This is a genomic window from Streptomyces silaceus, from assembly GCF_001419745.1.
GTDB lineage: Bacteria > Actinomycetota > Actinomycetes > Streptomycetales > Streptomycetaceae > Streptomyces > Streptomyces silaceus.
The window spans coordinates 15910-32267 of sequence record NZ_LIRJ01000092.1 but is presented as its reverse complement, the minus strand read 5'-3'; the positions used below and the strand labels follow the sequence as shown (position 1 = coordinate 32267).

15 protein-coding genes are annotated in these 16358 nt (G+C 73.7%); 8 read left to right on the top strand and 7 right to left on the bottom strand.

What is annotated here, in order from left to right:
• Nucleotides 1-20: 20 nt before the first annotated feature.
• Together AOK22_RS10895 and AOK22_RS10890 are read right to left on the bottom strand one after the other, a co-directional pair.
• Nucleotides 21-683 (bottom strand): acetate uptake transporter, encoded by a 663-nt coding sequence (locus AOK22_RS10895; RefSeq protein WP_055698390.1) that lies wholly within the window; start codon nt 681-683, stop codon nt 21-23.
• Nucleotides 680-1729: an ABC-2 transporter permease gene (locus tag AOK22_RS10890; RefSeq protein WP_055698389.1), complete on the bottom strand. Its 1050-nt coding sequence runs from the start codon at nt 1727-1729 to the stop codon at nt 680-682. The genes AOK22_RS10895 and AOK22_RS10890 overlap by 4 nt, the downstream gene beginning before the upstream one ends.
• 187 nt (nt 1730-1916) lie before the next feature.
• Between AOK22_RS10890 and AOK22_RS10885 the strand changes: the two genes are divergently transcribed.
• The 3 genes from AOK22_RS10885 (at nt 1917) to AOK22_RS10875 (ending at nt 7426) form a co-directional block, all read left to right on the top strand.
• On the top strand, nt 1917-5372 hold the full coding sequence (locus AOK22_RS10885; protein ID WP_055698388.1) for a DNA polymerase III subunit alpha: 3456 nt from the start codon (nt 1917-1919) through the stop codon (nt 5370-5372).
• Nucleotides 5369-6388, top strand: a complete 1020-nt coding sequence (locus tag AOK22_RS10880) for a DNA polymerase Y family protein (protein ID WP_055698387.1) — start codon at nt 5369-5371, stop codon at nt 6386-6388. Before AOK22_RS10885 ends, AOK22_RS10880 begins: the two co-directional genes overlap by 4 nt.
• A 183-nt stretch (nt 6389-6571) precedes the next feature.
• Nucleotides 6572-7426 carry an esterase/lipase family protein gene (locus AOK22_RS10875; RefSeq protein ID WP_055698386.1) on the top strand — a complete coding sequence of 285 codons (855 nt, stop codon included), beginning with the start codon at nt 6572-6574 and terminating at the stop codon, nt 7424-7426.
• Nucleotides 7427-7490: 64 nt separating this feature from the next.
• Here the strand turns inward: AOK22_RS10875 and AOK22_RS10870 are convergent, their stop codons facing one another.
• The gene (locus AOK22_RS10870) at nt 7491-8495 is read right to left on the bottom strand and encodes a lytic polysaccharide monooxygenase auxiliary activity family 9 protein (protein WP_055698385.1); all 1005 of its coding nucleotides are present in this window, start codon (nt 8493-8495) and stop codon (nt 7491-7493) included.
• A gap of 223 nt (nt 8496-8718) precedes the next feature.
• A complete protein-coding gene (locus AOK22_RS10865) occupies nt 8719-9405 on the bottom strand; it encodes a response regulator (protein WP_055698384.1) in 687 nt (228 codons plus the stop codon).
• A 131-nt stretch (nt 9406-9536) separates the two neighbouring features.
• On the opposite strand from AOK22_RS10865, the gene AOK22_RS10860 reads away from it, so the two are divergent.
• The 4 genes from AOK22_RS10860 to AOK22_RS10845 are packed head-to-tail and all read left to right on the top strand — an operon-like array spanning nt 9537 to nt 13033.
• Complete coding sequence (locus tag AOK22_RS10860) at nt 9537-10520, top strand: Bug family tripartite tricarboxylate transporter substrate binding protein (protein ID WP_055698383.1); 984 nt, start codon at nt 9537-9539, stop codon at nt 10518-10520.
• Nucleotides 10517-11050, top strand: a complete 534-nt coding sequence (locus AOK22_RS10855) for a tripartite tricarboxylate transporter TctB family protein (RefSeq protein WP_055698382.1) — start codon at nt 10517-10519, stop codon at nt 11048-11050. The genes AOK22_RS10860 and AOK22_RS10855 overlap by 4 nt, the downstream gene beginning before the upstream one ends.
• A 1-nt stretch (nt 11051) precedes the next feature.
• Complete coding sequence (locus AOK22_RS10850; protein ID WP_055698381.1) at nt 11052-12560, top strand: tripartite tricarboxylate transporter permease; 1509 nt, start codon at nt 11052-11054, stop codon at nt 12558-12560.
• Nucleotides 12557-13033, top strand: coding sequence for a GNAT family N-acetyltransferase (locus tag AOK22_RS10845; RefSeq protein ID WP_055698380.1), 477 nt, complete (start codon nt 12557-12559; stop codon nt 13031-13033). Before AOK22_RS10850 ends, AOK22_RS10845 begins: the two co-directional genes overlap by 4 nt.
• Before the next feature lie 61 nt (nt 13034-13094).
• Here AOK22_RS10845 and AOK22_RS43695 read toward each other — a convergent pair whose 3' ends face one another.
• Nucleotides 13095-13223, bottom strand: a complete 129-nt coding sequence (locus AOK22_RS43695) for a hypothetical protein (RefSeq protein WP_269086366.1) — start codon at nt 13221-13223, stop codon at nt 13095-13097.
• Nucleotides 13224-13331: 108 nt separating this feature from the next.
• Here AOK22_RS43695 and AOK22_RS10840 point away from each other — a divergent pair, with 108 nt between their 5' ends.
• Nucleotides 13332-14855 (top strand): trifunctional class I SAM-dependent methyltransferase/NUDIX hydrolase/VOC family protein, encoded by a 1524-nt coding sequence (locus AOK22_RS10840; protein WP_063795230.1) that lies wholly within the window; start codon nt 13332-13334, stop codon nt 14853-14855.
• Nucleotides 14856-14883: 28 nt separating this feature from the next.
• On the opposite strand, the gene AOK22_RS10835 is transcribed toward AOK22_RS10840, so the two are convergent.
• Both AOK22_RS10835 and AOK22_RS10830 read right to left on the bottom strand, forming a co-directional pair.
• On the bottom strand, nt 14884-15381 hold the full coding sequence (locus AOK22_RS10835) for a ribonuclease FAU-1 family protein (protein WP_055698379.1): 498 nt from the start codon (nt 15379-15381) through the stop codon (nt 14884-14886).
• The gene (locus tag AOK22_RS10830; RefSeq protein WP_055698378.1) at nt 15362-16291 is read right to left on the bottom strand and encodes a GNAT family N-acetyltransferase; all 930 of its coding nucleotides are present in this window, start codon (nt 16289-16291) and stop codon (nt 15362-15364) included. The genes AOK22_RS10835 and AOK22_RS10830 overlap by 20 nt, the downstream gene beginning before the upstream one ends.
• Nucleotides 16292-16358 lie beyond the last annotated feature (67 nt).

The window sequence follows — 16358 nt, the reverse complement described above, 5'->3', positions numbered from 1 at the left end:
GGCGCCGATGTCCTCGGCGCTCACGTCTCCGGCTGGACGTCCGGCGCGTCCGGCGCGAGGAAGCGGCCCATCGGCAGGACCGGGCGGCCCCACGTGGACGCCATCACCTGGCCGGCGAGCAGGTAGAGCGCCCCGGCGGTCGCGCCGAGCCCGAACCAGCCGGCGACGCGGTTCCAGCCGACCGCGCCCGTGAAGCCGTTGCAGGTCATCGCCACGAACACGACGAGTACGCAGGTGAAGGTCAGCAGCAGCGCCAGATGGATGCGGAAGCTCGCCAGCCACAGCACGAAGACCACGAACACCCAGGGCAGGGTGAACAGGCCCATCGTGTCGCCGCGCAGCGACGGATCGAGGCCGGGCAGCACCCACAGCAGCATCAGCGCCTTCGCCATCCAGAAGAGCCCGAAGCCGCCGAAGACCGTCGCGTGCCAGGTGTCGCCGCGCTGCGCCTGGAAGAGCCCGGCGAGCAGTTGCGCGAGCCCGCCGATGAAGAAGCCGACCAGGGGCACGACCGAGTGCAGGAGCTTCTCGGGGAAGACGCCCGCGTCGATGCCGGTGGCGATCATCGTGACGACGATGAAGCCGGTGAGTCCGAGCGGACCCAGCTGGGCCTGCGCCGTGGGCTCCATCCGTTTGACGGAGACCGCCTGGGCCGCCGGCCCGGAGCGGTGCGGGAAGTTCACGCGATGCCCTTGCCGAAGCCGCCGGCGGTCAGGTCGATCGAGCCGCTGTTGTTCTTGTTCCTGTGCCGGGCCGACAGGGCGATGGTGACGGCGACGCCGAGGACCGCCCAGCCGGCCAGGACCAGCAGCGGCCCGGTGACCGCGTTCCCCTCGAAGTACGCGATGGAGCGGGCGACCCAGGTGCCCGCGCCCGGCGGCAGCCAGGGCCCGATGGCCTCCCAGAAGGGCGGCAGCATCGGCAGCGGGAAGGCGCCGCCCGCGCTCGGGTTGCCGCCGATGACGATGAGGAGGACGGCCAGGCCGATGCCCACGATGCCGGTGAGGGCCTGCAGGGCGAGCGTGATCGCGCCGACCCCGAAGATCACCAGGGCGCCGAGCCCCCACAGGCCCATGATGCTGCCGGGCAGGGCGCCGAGGATCGGCCCGATGATGACCGCGCCGCCGAGTCCGCCGACGATCGAGTAGAGCGCCATGGTGCCGAGCCTGATCACCGCGCGCGGCACGTTGGCGGCCCGGGAGCCCGCGCTGATCGCGAGGATCGATGCGCACAGGTAGCCGCCGACGCACCAGCCGACGACCAGGTAGAACGACGAGAGGCCGTTGAAGTCCTGCTTCGAGGCCGGGGCCACGTCGACGGTCTTCACCGCGCGCTTCTCGGCCCCCTCGACCTTGGCGGTGAGCTCCACCAGGGTCCGGGAGAGGGCGGTGCCGCCGCCGGAGGCGACCAGGAGGGTGTCGGTCGTGCCCTGCGGGTCGACGACCAGGGCGCCGTCGATGTCCCTGGTCATGATCTTGTGGCGGGCGACGCCCTCGTTCTCGATCACCCGGGGGTCGAGCGGTTCGCCGGGGAGCTTCTTGAGCCGGTCGGCGGTCTGCTCGGCCGCGGGTCCGGGGGCGACCACTCCGAAGGCCACGTCCCTCGGCTTCGGGTTGTGCAGGGCCCCTACGTAGGAGGCGATGAACAACAGCTGCAGGGCGAGTACGCCGATGACGAGCAGGGCTGCTCGCGGGGTGACGGCGCTCTTCAATTCGTCGGCGAACCTCATGCCCCCCACGCTCCGGGGCCCGGGGCGTTTCCGCAGGTGGGATGGGCCGAACGGACGACAGGGGAGGGGTGAGGGCGCCCCCGGCCAGTTAATCGAACATTCGTGTCGTACGTAAGTTCGAAACTGGTCTATGGTGGAGGGCAGGGGGATACGAGGTCGGATCGGTTCAGGGTTACAGGAGGTGCGTGTGCCCGGGTTCACGCATCTGCACACCGTCTCCGGGTTCTCCCTGCGGTACGGCGCCTCGCACCCGGAGCGGCTCGCCGAGCGCGCCGCCGAACGGGGCATGGACGCCCTCGCGCTCACCGACCGGGACACCCTCGCGGGCGCCGTCCGCTTCGCCAAGGCCTGCGCGAAGGCGGGGGTGCGGCCGCTGTTCGGGGCCGAGCTCGCGGTGGGGGAGCCCGCCCCGGCCCCGGGCGAGCGGCGCCGCGCCCCCGTGCGCGGCGGTGCCTTCATCGACGAGTCGACCCCGCGCGTGACCTTCCTCGCCCGGGACGGCGCCACCGGCTGGGCCACGCTCTGCCGCCTGGTCACCGCCGCCCACCGCACCGGCGAGGGGCAGCCCGTCCTGCCGTGGGAGGAGAGCCACGGCGAGGGTCTGACCGTGCTGCTCGGCCCCGCCTCCGACGTGGGCCGCGCGCTCGCCGCGGGCCGCCCCGACCGGGCCGCCCGCCTCCTCGCCCCCTGGCGCGAACGCTACGGTGACGCGCTGCGCCTGGAGTCCGTCTGGCACGGCCGCGCGGGCACCGGCCCCGGCTCGCTGCGCCTGGCCGCGCGCACCGTCGGCTTCGCCGCCGAGCAGGGCGTACGTCCCGTCCTGAGCAACGCCGTGCGCTACGCCGACCCCGGCCAGGGGCCCGTCGCCGACGTCCTGGACGCCGCCCGCCGCCTCGTCCCCGTCGACCCGACCAAGGAACTCGACGGCGGCGAACGGTGGTTGAAGGGCGCGGACGACATGCTCCGCGTCGCCGAGCGCGTCGTGGAGTCCGCGGGCTTCCGCCGCGACACCGCCCACCGGCTGCTCGAACAGACCCGGACGGCCGCCGAGGAGTGCCTCGTCGACGCCGAGGACGACATCGGCATCGGGACCGTGCACTTCCCCGAGCCGCGCCTGGTCGGCGCCGGGCGCCGCACCGCGCAGCGCGTGCTCGCCTCGCGGGCGGCGGCGGGCATGGTGCTGCGCGGCTACGACCGCGCGCCCGGGGCCCGCGCGTACTGGGAGCGCATGCACCGCGAGCTGGACATCATCGCGCACCACGGATTCGCCTCCTACTTCCTCACCGTGGCCCAAGTGGTCGACGACGTACGCGACCTGGGCATCCGGGTCGCGGCGCGCGGCTCCGGCGCGGGGTCGCTCGTCAACCACCTCATCGGCATCGCGCACGCCGACCCCGTCGAGCACGGGCTGCTCATGGAGCGGTTCCTGTCCAAGCGGCGGTCCGTGCTCCCCGACATCGACGTCGACGTCGAGTCGGCCCGCCGTCTCGAGGTCTACCGCGCGATCATCGGCCGCTTCGGCACCGAGCGGGTCGCCACGGTCGCCATGCCCGAGACCTACCGGGTCCGCCACGCCGTGCGCGACGTCGGCGCCGCCCTGTCCATGGACCCGGCCGACATCGACCGGATCGCCAAGGCCTTCCCGCACATCCGCGCGCGCGACGCCCGCGCGGCGATGGAGGAGCTGCCCGAACTGCGTTCCATCGCCGAGGAGCTGGGGGACCGCGACCGGCTGTGGGAGCTGGTCGAGGCGCTCGACGCGCTGCCGCGCGGCGTCGCCATGCACCCGTGCGGGGTGCTGCTCTCCGACGCCTCGCTGCTCGCCCGTACGCCCGTGATGCCGACCAGCGGCGAGGGCTTCCCCATGTCGCAGTTCGACAAGGAGGACGTCGAGGACCTCGGTCTGCTCAAGCTGGACGTGCTCGGCGTGCGGATGCAGTCGGCGATGGCGCACGCGGTGGCGGAGGTCGAGCGGGCCACGGGCACCGCCGTGGACCTCGACGACCCGCGCCAGGTGCCGCCGGGCGATCCGGCGACGTACCGGCTGATCAAGTCCGCCGAGACGCTGGGCTGTTTCCAGATCGAGTCGCCCGGGCAGCGGGACCTGGTCGGGCGGCTCCAGCCGGCGACCTTCCACGACCTGGTGGTCGACATCTCGCTGTTCCGCCCCGGGCCCGTGGCCGCCGACATGGTGCGCCCCTTCATCGAGGCCCGGCACGGCCGCGCGCCCGTCCGCTACCCGCACCCCGACCTCGCGGAGCCGCTGAAGGACACCTACGGAGTCGTCGTCTTCCACGAGCAGATCATCGAGATCGTGGACATCATGACCGGCTGCGGACGCGACGAGGCCGACCGGGTGCGGCGCGGGCTCTCCGACCCCGAGTCGCAGGGGCGGATCCGCTTCTGGTTCGCGCAGCACGCGGCGGCCCGCGGGTACGACGCGGAGACGATCGCCCGCACCTGGGAGATCGTCGAGGCCTTCGGCTCGTACGGCTTCTGCAAGGCGCACGCGGTGGCCTTCGCCGTCCCGACGTACCAGTCGGCGTGGCTGAAGGCCCATCACCCGGCCGCCTTCTACGCCGGGTTGCTCACGCACGACCCCGGGATGTACCCGAAGCGGCTGCTGCTCGCGGACGCGCGGCGGCGCGGGGTGCCGATCCTGCCGCTGGACGTGAACCGGTCGGCGGTCGCTCACCGTATCGAACTGGTGTCTGGTTCTGGGGGTGCTCCGGACCGGTGGGGGCTGCGGCTCGCGCTCTGCGACGTGCACGGCGTCAGCGAGGCCGAGTCCGCGCGGATCGCCGACGGGCAGCCCTACGCCTCGCTCGTCGACTTCTGGGAGCGGGCCAGGCCCTCGAAGCCGGTCGCGCAGCGGCTCGCGCAGGTCGGCGCGCTCGACGCGTTCGGCGCCAACCGCCGCGACCTCCAGCTGCACCTGGCCGAGCTGCGGCGCGGGGCGCGCGGCGCGGCCGGCGGACAGCTGCCGCTGGCGGGCGGGCGGCGGACGGCGCCCGCCGGGCTGCCCGACCTCGACGACGCGGAGCGGCTCAGCGCCGAACTCGGCGTCCTCGGCATGGACTCCTCCCGCCATCTCATGGGCGACCACGAGGAGTTCCTCGCGGAGCTCGGCGTGCTCGGCGCGCGGCGCCTGCGCGAGGCCGAGCACGGCGCGACCGTCCTGGTGGCGGGCGCCAAGGCCGCCACGCAGACCCCGCCGATCCGCTCCGGCAAGCGCGTCATCTTCACCACCCTGGACGACGGCACCGGCCTGGTCGACCTGGCCTTCTTCGACGACGCCCACGAGCGGTGCGCGCACACCGTCTTCCACTCCTGGCTGCTGCTCGTACGCGGCGTGGTGCAGCGCCGCGGGCCGCGCAGCCTCAGCGTGGTCGGCGCGGCGGCGTGGAACCTCGCGGAGCTGGTGGAGCTGCGCAAGGAGGGCGGCCTCGACGCGGTGGCGCGGCGCCTGGCCGAACCGGAGCCGGGTCCCGCCCCCGAGGCGGAGCGGGACCCGGCGGGCGGGCGGCGCATCCGCATGTCCACGGGGTACGAGATGCACCCCTGGGCGGATCTGCGTCCGGCGGGCGAAGGCGCGTCGGCGACACGGAAGTTGTGGCATCAGAGCCCGGGGAGTGCGGGATGAGCGAGGCGACCGAGGGCAGCGGGGCGGCCGACGCCCGTGGGGCGGACACGCTCTACGTACGGTTCCTGCTGCCCCCCATGTACGAGGCGCTCCTGCCCCGGCTGATCGGGCTGCTCCAGGAGTTCAGCCCGACGGTCGAGGCGCTGCCGCCCGACGCGGCGCTCGTCGACGTGCGCGGCGCGCGGCGGTACTTCGGGCGCGGCGCCGTCGAGCTGGCCGCGCTGATCCGGGTGCGGGCGCTCGCCCGGTACGGCGTGGACTGCGCGATCGGCGCGGGACCCGGACCGATGCTCGCCCGGATGGCCGCGCGCGGCGCCGCCCCGGGCGTGACCCGCGCGGTGCCCGAAGGCCCGGACGGCGCACGGGAGTTCCTCGCCGGGCGGCCCGTCGGCGAGCTGCCCGGCATCGGCCGCGCCACCGCCCGCACCCTGTGCGCGTACGGCCTCGACTCCCTGGACAAGGTCGCCGCCGCCCCGCTGTCCACCCTCCAGCGGCTCGTCGGCGCCCGCGCGGGCCGCGAGCTGAGCGAGAAGGCGCGGGGCGTCGACCGCGCCCGGGTCGCACCGAACGCCGCCGCGCGCTCCCTCTCCGCCGAACAGTCCTTCCCCCGCGACGAACTGGACCCCTTCCGGCACCGCCGCGCCCTGCTCTCCTGCGCCGAGGAACTGGGTGCCGGGATGCGCGGCCAGGGCCAGGTGTGCCGCTCGCTGACCCTGACCGTGCGCTACGCGGACCGCAGCACGACCACCCGGACCCGGGCGCTGCCCGAGCCGACCGCGCACTCCACCGCCCTGACCGCGGCCGCGTACCGCATGTACGAGGCGCTCGGGCTGCAGCGGGCCCGGGTGCGCGCTCTCGCCCTGCGCGCCGAGGGGCTCGGCCCCGCCGGACGCGCCGCCCACCAGCTGACGTTCGATCCGGCGGACGACAAGGCCCGCCGGATCGAGGAGGTCGCCGACCGGGCGCGGGCGAAGTTCGGGCCCGGCGCGATCGTGCCGGGGACGCTGGCGGCGTGACGCGCTGGCGACGGGCCGGGAGCGCCGGCTACGACCGTGCCAGTGATCGCTGGAAGTTTTTCCTGACGCGCAACTTCACTCCTCTACTACTGGCGCGTAATTTGGCGTGAGCGCAACATCCTGGTGATCCGGATCACGGGCTGTCGTCATCGCAACTCCCTTGAGCCGCAAGGAGATCACACGATGCTGCCCTGGAGACGAGCGCTGCACGCGCTCGCCGCCGCCCTGCTCGTCACGGGCGCGCTCACCCTCACCCCCACGGCCACGGCCGCGACACCGGCCTCGACGTCGAGGGGCTGGAACGACTACGACTGCAAGCCGTCCGCCGCCCACCCCCGCCCGGTCGTCCTCGTGCACGGCACGTTCGGGAACTCCGTCGACAACTGGCTGGTCCTCGCGCCCTATCTGGTCGCGCGCGGCTACTGCGTCTACTCCCTGGACTACGGGCAGCTGGACGGCGTGCCGTTCTTCCACGGGCTCGGCCCCATCGACAAGTCGGCCGAGCAGCTCGACGGCTTCGTCGACAAGGTGCTCGCCGCGTCGGGCGCCAAGGAGGTCGACCTCGTCGGCCACTCCCAGGGCGGCATGATGCCCCGCCACTACCTCAAGTTCCTCGGCGGCGCCGCCAAGGTGAACGCCCTCGTCGGCCTCGCGCCCGACAACCACGGCACCACGCTGCTCGGCCTGACCAAGCTGCTGCCGTACTTCCCCGGCGTCGAGGACCTGCTGACCACGAAGACGCCGGGCCTGGCCGACCAGGTGGCCGGGTCGACGTTCCTGACCCGGCTCAACGAAGGCGGGGACACGGTGCCGGGCGTGCGCTACACCGTCATCGCCACCAAGTACGACGAGGTGGTCACCCCGTACCGCTCCCAGTTCCTCCAGGGCCCCGGCGTACGCAACGTGACCCTCCAGGACCTGTGCCCGGTCGACCTCTCGGAGCACGTGGCGATCGGGATCCTGGACCGCGTCGCCCACCACGAGGTGGCCAACGCGCTCGACCCGGAACACGCGACGCCGAGCACCTGCCTGTCCTAGCGGACGACGCCCGAGGGCCGCACTCCCCGGCCAGGGGGAGTGCGGCCCTCGGAGTCCGCCGGTGTCAGCGGCCGTGACGGCCGGCCGCGCGGCGGCGGGTCGTGGCGAACATCGCCGCGGCGCCCACGGCGAGCGCGGCGGCACCGCCGATCGCGATGTACGGGGTGGTGCTGTCGCCACCGGTCTCGGCGAGGTTCTCGTTCGCGTCGCCGCCCGCGGCGGTGACCGGCTTCTCGGCGCCGCCGTTCACCTCGGGCCGGTTGCCGGCCGGCTCCTCGGCGGGCGCGGCCTCGGTGACGTCGGCGCCCGTCCCGGCGTCGGAGTCGCCGTGTCCGTGGTGCTCGACGGAGGACTTGTCGGCGCCCGCCGCGATCTCCTCGTCGGAGGGGGCGGAGGCCGTCGGGGCGGGCGCGGCGCCGGAGCCGCCGGTGTCCTTGCCGAAGACCACGTCGGAGCAGGTGTAGAAGGCCTCGGGGGAGTCCGAGCGCTGCCAGATCGAGTAGACGAGGTGGCGGCCCGACTTGGCGGGCAGCGTGCCGTCGAAGACGTAGTCGCCGTTCTCCATCTTCGGGTCGGTGACCTTGACGAAGGGCTTCTCCTCCAGGTCCGACCACTTCAGCGGCTTCGTCGGGTCGTACGAGTCCTTCGTGATGAACAGCTCGAAGGAGCCCTTGTGCGGGGCGGTGCCCTTATAGCGGAACGTGTGCTTGCCCGCGGCGAGCTTCGTGGACGGCCAGTCGGCGCGCGGCAGGTCGAGCCCCTTGTACTTGTCGTTGCCCGCGCTGCACAGCTTGCCGTCGGGGATGATCTCCTTCGACTTGCCGGCGGCGTTGGCGATGTTCACGCCGTTCCAGTCGTAGAAGGCCTGCGTGCCGCTCGCGGCGACGGCGGCCTTGCAGGCGGCCGACGTCGGGGACTCCGGGCCCTCCTGGAAGCAGGCCGAGACCCGGCTGACCGGGTCCGTCATCGAGCCGTGCGCGGCGGCGGGCGCGACCGACAGGGCGGTCAGGGCGAGCGGGGCCACGCCGACGGCGGCGATCGCGGCGACCTTGCGGCGGCGAACGGTCATGGGGGTTCTCCTCAAGCTGCGGTTCAGGGGGACACGGGGTGATGGCGAACGGGCGGTGCGGCCCCCCGGTCAGCAGCGGCACCGACGGTTCGTCATCGCCCCGGCGACCAGAAAGCTAGCCCCTGAAATCCGCGAAATCCCCTGCTGAGGGCGGCAGATGGCGATCCTTATGGTGCGGTTAAGGAAGCCTTCGGACTGCGCTCAGGTCGTGCCCGAAATGCCCTCACCCCACCCAGCGGTACCGCCGCTCGGGACGCCCCGTCCCGCCGTACCGCAGCGACACCTCGGCGCGCCTGGTCTCCACGAAGAACTCCAGATAGCGGCGGGCGCTCACGCGGGAGAGGGAGCCCGCCCGCGCGCACTCCGAGGCCGACAGGCCGCCCGGATGGTCGCGCAGGGTCTGCTCGACCAGCTCCGCCGTGTGCGCCGCGAGGCCCTTCGGGAGCCCGCGGGAGCCCGGCGGGCGGGTGCCGAAGATCTGGTCGACGTCCTCCTGGCGCGCCTCGTCGAGGCCGTCGAGCCGGGCCCGCAGCGCCGCCACATGCCTCAACTGCTCCCGCAGGGCAGCCTGGTTGAAGGGTTTGATCAGATAGTGCAGGGCGCCCGCCCGCAGCGCCGCCCGGACGATCTCCGCGTCCCGCGCCGCCGTGATGAACAGGGCGTCCACCGGCTGCCGCGCCGGATCCCGCTCCTCCGCCGCCCGCAGCTCCCGCAGCACCGCGATGCCGTCCATGTCGGGCAGATACACGTCCAGGAGGAGCAGATCGGGGCGCAGGCGCTCCGCCGCGGCGACCGCGTCGGCGCCGCTGTGCGCGACGCCCACCACGGTGAATCCGTCCACCGAGGCGACGTACCGACTGTGCAGCTTGGCGACCATGAAGTCGTCGTCCACGACCAGCACCCTTGTCATCGCCGCAGGCTATGGGCGCGACCACAACGACCACAACGTCCGTTGATTCCGGAAGAGAGACAGCTCGTCAACGCGCGGGCAACATGTGGGCCACTTCACACCCGACTACGTACCGACAGGTGGTGGCACACGTGCGCCTGCGCACACCCCTCGCCCTGCTCGGGGCCGCCCTGCTCGTGCTCGTGGCGCCGCCGCTGCTCACCACGGGCAGCGGCGCCGAGACCGGCACCCAGATCCCCGGCCTGCGCCTCATGGTCCCCAACACGCCCGGCGGCGGCTACGACATCACCGCCCGCACCGCCGCCAAGAACGCCGAGGACGCCGGACTCACCCACAACATCGAGGTGTTCAACCTGCCCGGCGCGGGCGGCACCGTCGGCCTCACCCGCCTCGTCGGCGAGCACGGCAACGGCAAGCTCGCCATGTCCATGGGCCTCGGCGTCGTCGGCGCCGCCCGCTCCAACCACTCCCCGAAGACCCTCGCGGACACGACGCCCATCGCCCGGCTCACCGAGGAGCAGGACGTCGTCGTGGTCGCCAAGAACTCCCCGTACAAGACCATCGGCCAGCTCGTCGACGCCTGGAAGAAGAACCCGGGCAAGCTGCCGGTCGGCGGCGGCTCCTCGCCCGGCGGGCCCGACCACCTCGCGCCGATGCTGATGGCGCGCGCCGCGGGCATCGCCCCGAAGGAGGTGAACTACGTGCCCTTCGACGGCGGCGGCGAACTCCTCGCCTCGATCCTCGGCAGCAAGGTCGCCTTCGGCGTCTCCGGGGTCGGCGAGTACCTCGACCAGATCAAGTCGGGCGAACTCAGGCTGCTCGCCGTCACCGGACCGAAGCGGGTGCCCGGCCTGGACGGCCCCACCCTCAAGGAGTCCGGCTACGACGTGGACTTCACCAACTGGCGCGGCATCGTCGCCCCGCCCGGACTCAGCGACGCCGAACGCGACAAGCTCACCGGCCTCGTCAAGAAGCTGCACGCCTCGCCCCAGTGGCGGAAGTCCCTCAGGACCAACGGCTGGGACGACGCCTTCCTCACCGGCGACGAGTTCGGCGACTTCCTGGCCGCCCAGGACCGGCGCGTCGTGTCCGTACTGAAGGAGCTCGGGCTGTGACCACCACCGACCTGCCCGACCAGGAGGCCCCCGAGCGCCGCTCCTGGCTGCGCGAGCACTCCGAACTCGGCGTCTGCGCGCTGCTGCTGGCCCTCGGCGTCCTCGTCCTCACCGACGCCCTCACCATGGACGTGGAGATCGCCCAGCGCGGCCCCATCGGCCCCAGGACCGTCCCCGTCGTCGTGGGCGCCGGACTGCTCGTCGTCGCCCTCCTGCTCGCCGTCGACGTGCTGCGCGGCGGCCGGGGCGAGGCCGAGGGCGGCGAGGACGTCGACCTGTCCGAACCGGCCGACTGGCGCACGGTCCTGCTCCTCGCCGGCGTCTTCCTCGCCACCGCCGTCCTCATCGAACCGGCCGGCTTCCCCGCCGCCGGAGCCCTGCTCTTCTGGGGCTCGGCCTTCGCGCTCGGCAGCCGCCGCCTCGACCGCGACCCGCTCATCGCCGCCGTGCTCTCCGTCGTCACGTACGAAGTCTTCAACAACCTGCTCGGCGTGCCCCTGCCGGGCGGCCCCCTGATGGGAGTGCTGTGACATGGACGCCTTCAACTCCCTGATGGACGGCTTCGGCACGGCCCTCACCCCGGTCAACCTCCTGTGGGCCGCGGTCGGCGTGCTGCTCGGCACCGCGATCGGCGTCCTGCCCGGCATCGGCCCCGCGATGGCGGTCGCCCTGCTGCTCCCGGTGACCTACGGACTCGAACCGACCGGCGCCTTCATCATGTTCGCGGGCATCTACTACGGCGCGATGTTCGGCGGCTCGACCACCTCGATCCTGCTCAACACCCCCGGCGAGAGCGCCGCCGTCGTCGCCGCCATGGAGGGCCACCCGATGGCCAGGGCGGGCCGCGGCGCACAGGCCCTCGCGGCCGCCGCCATCGGCCACTTCGCGGGCGGCATGATCGGCACGCTCCTCCTGGTCGCGCTCGCGCCGACCGTCGCCGACCTCGCCGTCGACATCGGCGCGCCCGACTACTTCGCCATCATGGTCCTCGCGTTCATCGCGGTCACCTCGGTGCTCGGCTCCTCCCGCGTCCGCGGCCTCGCCTCGCTCCTGATCGGCCTCACCCTCGGCCTCGTCGGCCTGGACCAGATGACCGGCCAGCAGCGCCTCACCTTCGGCTCGCTCCAACTCGCCGACGGCATCGACGTGGTGATCGTCGCCGTGGGCCTCTTCGCGATCGGCGAGGCCCTGTGGGTCGCCGCGCACCTGCGCCGCACCAGCGGCCGGGCGATCCCCGTCGGCCGCCCCTGGCTCGGCCGGCAGGACGTGCGGCGCACCTGGAAGTCCTGGCTGCGCGGCCCCTTCATCGGCTTCCCGTTCGGCGCGATCCCGGCCGGCGGCGCGGAGATCCCGACCTTCCTCTCGTACGTCACCGAGAAGCGGCTGTCCCGGCACAAGGACGAGTGGGGCAAGGGCGCCATCGAGGGCGTCGCGGGCCCCGAGTCGGCCGCCTCCGCGTCGGCCGCGGGCACCCTCGTCTCCATGCTCACCCTCGGCCTGCCCACGACCGCCGTCGCCGCCGTGATGCTCGCCGCCTTCCAGCAGTACGGCATCCAGCCGGGACCGCTGCTCTTCGAACGCGAACCGGACCTCGTCTGGGGCCTGATCGCGTCCCTGTTCGTCGGCATGTTCCTGCTGCTCGCCCTGAACCTCCCCCTGGCCCCGGTGTGGGCGAAGCTCCTGCGCATCCCGCGGCCCTACCTCTACGCGGGCATCCTCTTCTTCGCCGCGGTCGGCGCGTACGCGGTCGGCGGCGAGCCGCTCGACCTCGTCATCCTGCTCGTCATCGGCCTGATCGGCTTCGGCATGCGGCGCTACGGACTGCCGATCCTGCCCGCCGTCATCGGCGTCATCCTCGGCCCCAACGCCGAGCAACAGCTGCGCCGCGCCCTGCAGATCAGCGACGGCAGCGTCGGCGGGCTCGTCGACACGCCGTTCTCCGTGACGGTCTATGGCCTCATCGTCCTGATCGTGGCGTGGCCGTTGGTGAAGAAGGCGGTGGTGCGGAGCCGCCGGCGTGACGTAGACGTGGAGGCATGAGCGCATCTGCCGAACTCCCCGCGGACATCCGCCTCGCCACCGCCGCCGACGTCCCCGCCGTCAAGGCGGTGACCGACGCGGCCTACCACCACTACATCGAACGCATCGGCGTGGTGCCCGCCCCCATGGAGGCCGACCACGCGGCGGACGTGGCGGCGGGGCGGGTGTACGTCACCGGCGACCCGGTGGCGGGCCTCCTGGTGCTCGTCCCGCGTCCGTACGAGGGACGGCTCCTCCTGGAGTCGATCGCCGTCCACCCCGACGCCGCGGGGCAGGGGGTGGGCCGGCGGCTGCTCGCCTTCGTGGAGGCACACGCGCGTGCGCTCGGCTTCATCGAAGTCACGCTCTACACCAACGCGTTGATGTGGGAGAACCAGAAGATCTATCCCCGCTACGGATACGAACCGGTCGAGCGCCGGGTGGACGGGCCCTACGACCGTCTGCACTACCGCAAGCGGCTCCTGGACCACTGACGGAACGCCCGGCCGCCGGGTCGGGCCCCGGCCGCGGGCGTCCGGTCCGCTCGCACGGCGCTCAGTCGTCGGGCCACCAGGTCCGCCGGATGTCCCTGCGGACCTCGGTCCTTTCGCGGGGCGCGGCCTCGGCCTCCTGGCGCTCCCGCGCCCGGCGGCGGACGGGCTTGTGCGTGGTCACTCGGCGCATGTCAGCCTCCCTGTCCTACCGATGTCCACTGGAGCGAGGGTGTAGACCTCTTCGGGCCGTCTTTCTGCCGAAGGCCGAATTGTCAGTGCCGGATGCCACGATCGGGCCATGACGATCGACAAGGAGACCGGGCGGGCCGGCCGGGGCAGCGGACCGGTCGACTGGGACGCCGCGGCGGCCACGTTCGACGACGAGCCGGACCACGGCCTGCGCGACGCGGAGGTCCGCGAGGCCTGGGCCGACCGCCTGCGGGACTGGCTGCCGGACACCCCCGCCGACGTGCTCGACCTGGGGTGCGGCACCGGCAGCCTCGCCCTGCTCGCCGCCGGTCGGGGCCACCGCGTCACCGGGGTCGACCTCTCGCCGCGCATGGCGGAGCGGGCCCGCGCGAAGCTCGCGGGCCGGGACGCCGAGATCCTGGTCGGCGACGCGGGCCGGCCCCCGGTCCAGGGACGGCTGTTCGACGTCGTCCTGGCCCGGCACGTGCTGTGGACCCTGCCCGACCCCGAGGCCGCGCTGCGGCACTGGCGCGGGCTGCTGCGCCCCGGCGGCCGGCTCGTCCTCGTCGAGGGCGTCTGGGGCACGGTCACGCCGGTCGGCCTGCCCCGGTCCCGCCTCGTCGCCGCCCTGACCCCGCACGTCGCCCGCCTCCACACCGAGAGGCTCTCGGGGGACGCTCGGCTGTGGGGCGCACCGGTCGACGACGAGCGGTACGCCGTCGTGGGCGTCCTGCCCGAGACCCCAGCACGGCACAGCGAGATCGTCGACGTCCATCTGATCCTGCGCAGGGGAGAGGACGTGCTGCTGGCCCGCCGCGCCGACACCGGCTACGGCGACGGCCTGTTGAACCTCCCCTCCGGCCATGTGGAGGACGGCGAGGACGTCCGCGCCGCGATGATCCGCGAGGCCCGCGAGGAGATCGGCATCGACCTCGCCCCGGACGACCTGCGCGCCGAGGCGGTCGTCCAGCACCGCGGCCCCGGCGAGGCGCCGCGCACGGGCTGGTTCTTCTCGGCGGAGCACGGCGCGGGCGGCGAGCCGGTCAACGCCGAGCCGCACAAGTGCGCCGAGCTGGTCTGGCACCCGCTGTCCGCGCTGCCGCACGACATGGTGGCCTATGCCCGCGCGGCCCTGACCGCCTGGCACGCGGGGGAGCGGTTCACCGTCCACTGGCAGCCGGACGGCGACTCCGTCGGGTACGACGCCGCTCGCACCGCAGCGCCGGTCCCGCTGGCGCCCGCCCGGACGGGCGAGGTCCACCACGTGGAGCTGTGGGTGCCCGACCTCGCGGCGGCCGAGGGCGCGTGGGGGTGGCTGCTCGGCGAGCTGGGCCACGCCCCGTACCAGCGCTGGGAGCACGGCCGCAGCTGGCGGCGCGACAGCGCGTACGTCGTGCTCGAACACTCCCCGGACCAGCGGCCCGGCGGCCACGACCGGCGGCGCCCCGGCCTGAACCACCTGGCGTTCCACGTCGCCGGACGGGCCGCCCTGGACCGGATCGTCGAGGCCGCGCCCGGCCACGGCTGGACGCTCCTCTTCCCGGACCGCCACCCCCACGCGGGCGGCGCGGGGCAGTACGCGGCCTATCTGGAGGACGGACAGGGGTACGAGGTCGAGCTGGTCGCCCGCTAGCCCCGCCCGTCCCCGTCCGGGCCGGGCGTCAGAGCGTGCCGAGGCCCTCGCCCCGGGCCAGGGCCTCCAGCTCGTCCAGGGCCCGTCCCGCCCGGACCGCCGCCTCCGGATCCGTCGCCGAAAGGCCGCTGTCCGCGAACTCGTCCTCGTCCAGGCGCAGTACGGTTTCGCCGTCCGCCGAGCACCACAGGTCGAGGTCCAGGTCCACCACCGTCAGGACCGCGCCGTCGCGCACCGCGGGGCGGGTCACGTCGCAGTACCAGCCCTTGAGCGTGCCGTCGGCGGCGTACACCTCCTTGATCGCGTACCAGCGGTCGCGCCAGTAGTGCTCGGTGAAGACGTCGCCCGGCTCGAAGCGCACGAAGCCGAAGTCGCGGACGCCGGGGGCCGCCCAGGGGGCGCGGACGGTGACCTTCGTGCCGTCGTCGGCCACCAGCTCCGCCGGGTAGCGGATCTTCGTGCGGCCCGCCTTGGTGAGGTGGATCTCCAGGGTCGGGGCCGTGACGTCAGCCGAGTTCGCGGACATGGCGCACCTCCGTCGCGCAGATCTCGTAGCCGAACCACTCGTTGATCGCCAGCATCGGCGCGTTGCCCGTGTCGTTGCCGGTGAACGCCTCCGTGCAGCCGGCCGCGCGGGCCCGGTGCAGGGAGTCGTTCTTGGCGCGCTTGGCCAGACCCCGGCCGCGGAACGCCCGGCCGGTGCCGGTCATGCCCGAGGCGTAGCGGCCCTCGCCGTCCGTGCGGGCGAGGCTGAACGCCGCGGGGCGGCCGTCCACCAGGGCCACGGTGGTGAGCTCCTGGTTCACCAGCGGGTGGTGCCAGGTCTCGGCGAGCCAGTGCTCGTAGTCCGTCAGCTCGGCGCCCACGTCGCTCGGTTCGTCCGCGACCGTCTCCGCGTCCAGGGCGAAGAGCGGGCGCGCGTCCCGCGCGTACACCGACCCGCTCACCAGCTCCACACCGGCCGGCGGCTCCTGGAGCGGGGGCAGCGTGCCCCCGGCGAGGTCGAGGCGCAGGAAGTGCGCGGAGCGGCTCGCGCGGTAGCCGCGCGCCGCGGCGAAGGCGCGGTTCGCGGGCTCGTCGAGCACCCACGAGTAGACGGTGTCGGCGCCCTCGCCCGCGAGGTACTCCTCGGCCGTGCGCAGGATCAGCGAACCGGCGCCGATGCCGCGCCGCTCCGGGTGCACGTACACGTTGGCGAAGCCCTGCCCCGGCTGGGGGCTCTCGTGGGCGATGCCGACCTGGGCGGTGCCGATGATCTCGCCGTCCGTCTCGGCGATCAACTGCACGTACCGCGCGTCCGGATGGGCGTGCGCCCGGTCGAAGGCGACCGAGGCCGCGGTGGCGAGCATGGCGGGTACGCAGACGCGGCGGACGGCGGCGAAGCCCTCGGCGTCCGCCGGGGTGGCGGGGTCCAGGGCGCGGACGATCAATGTCATGGGGCCGCACGGTACGCGCGGGGCGAGCGGGGGCGCCTCCCATTTTCCCGTGGTGCACGGCCCCTCG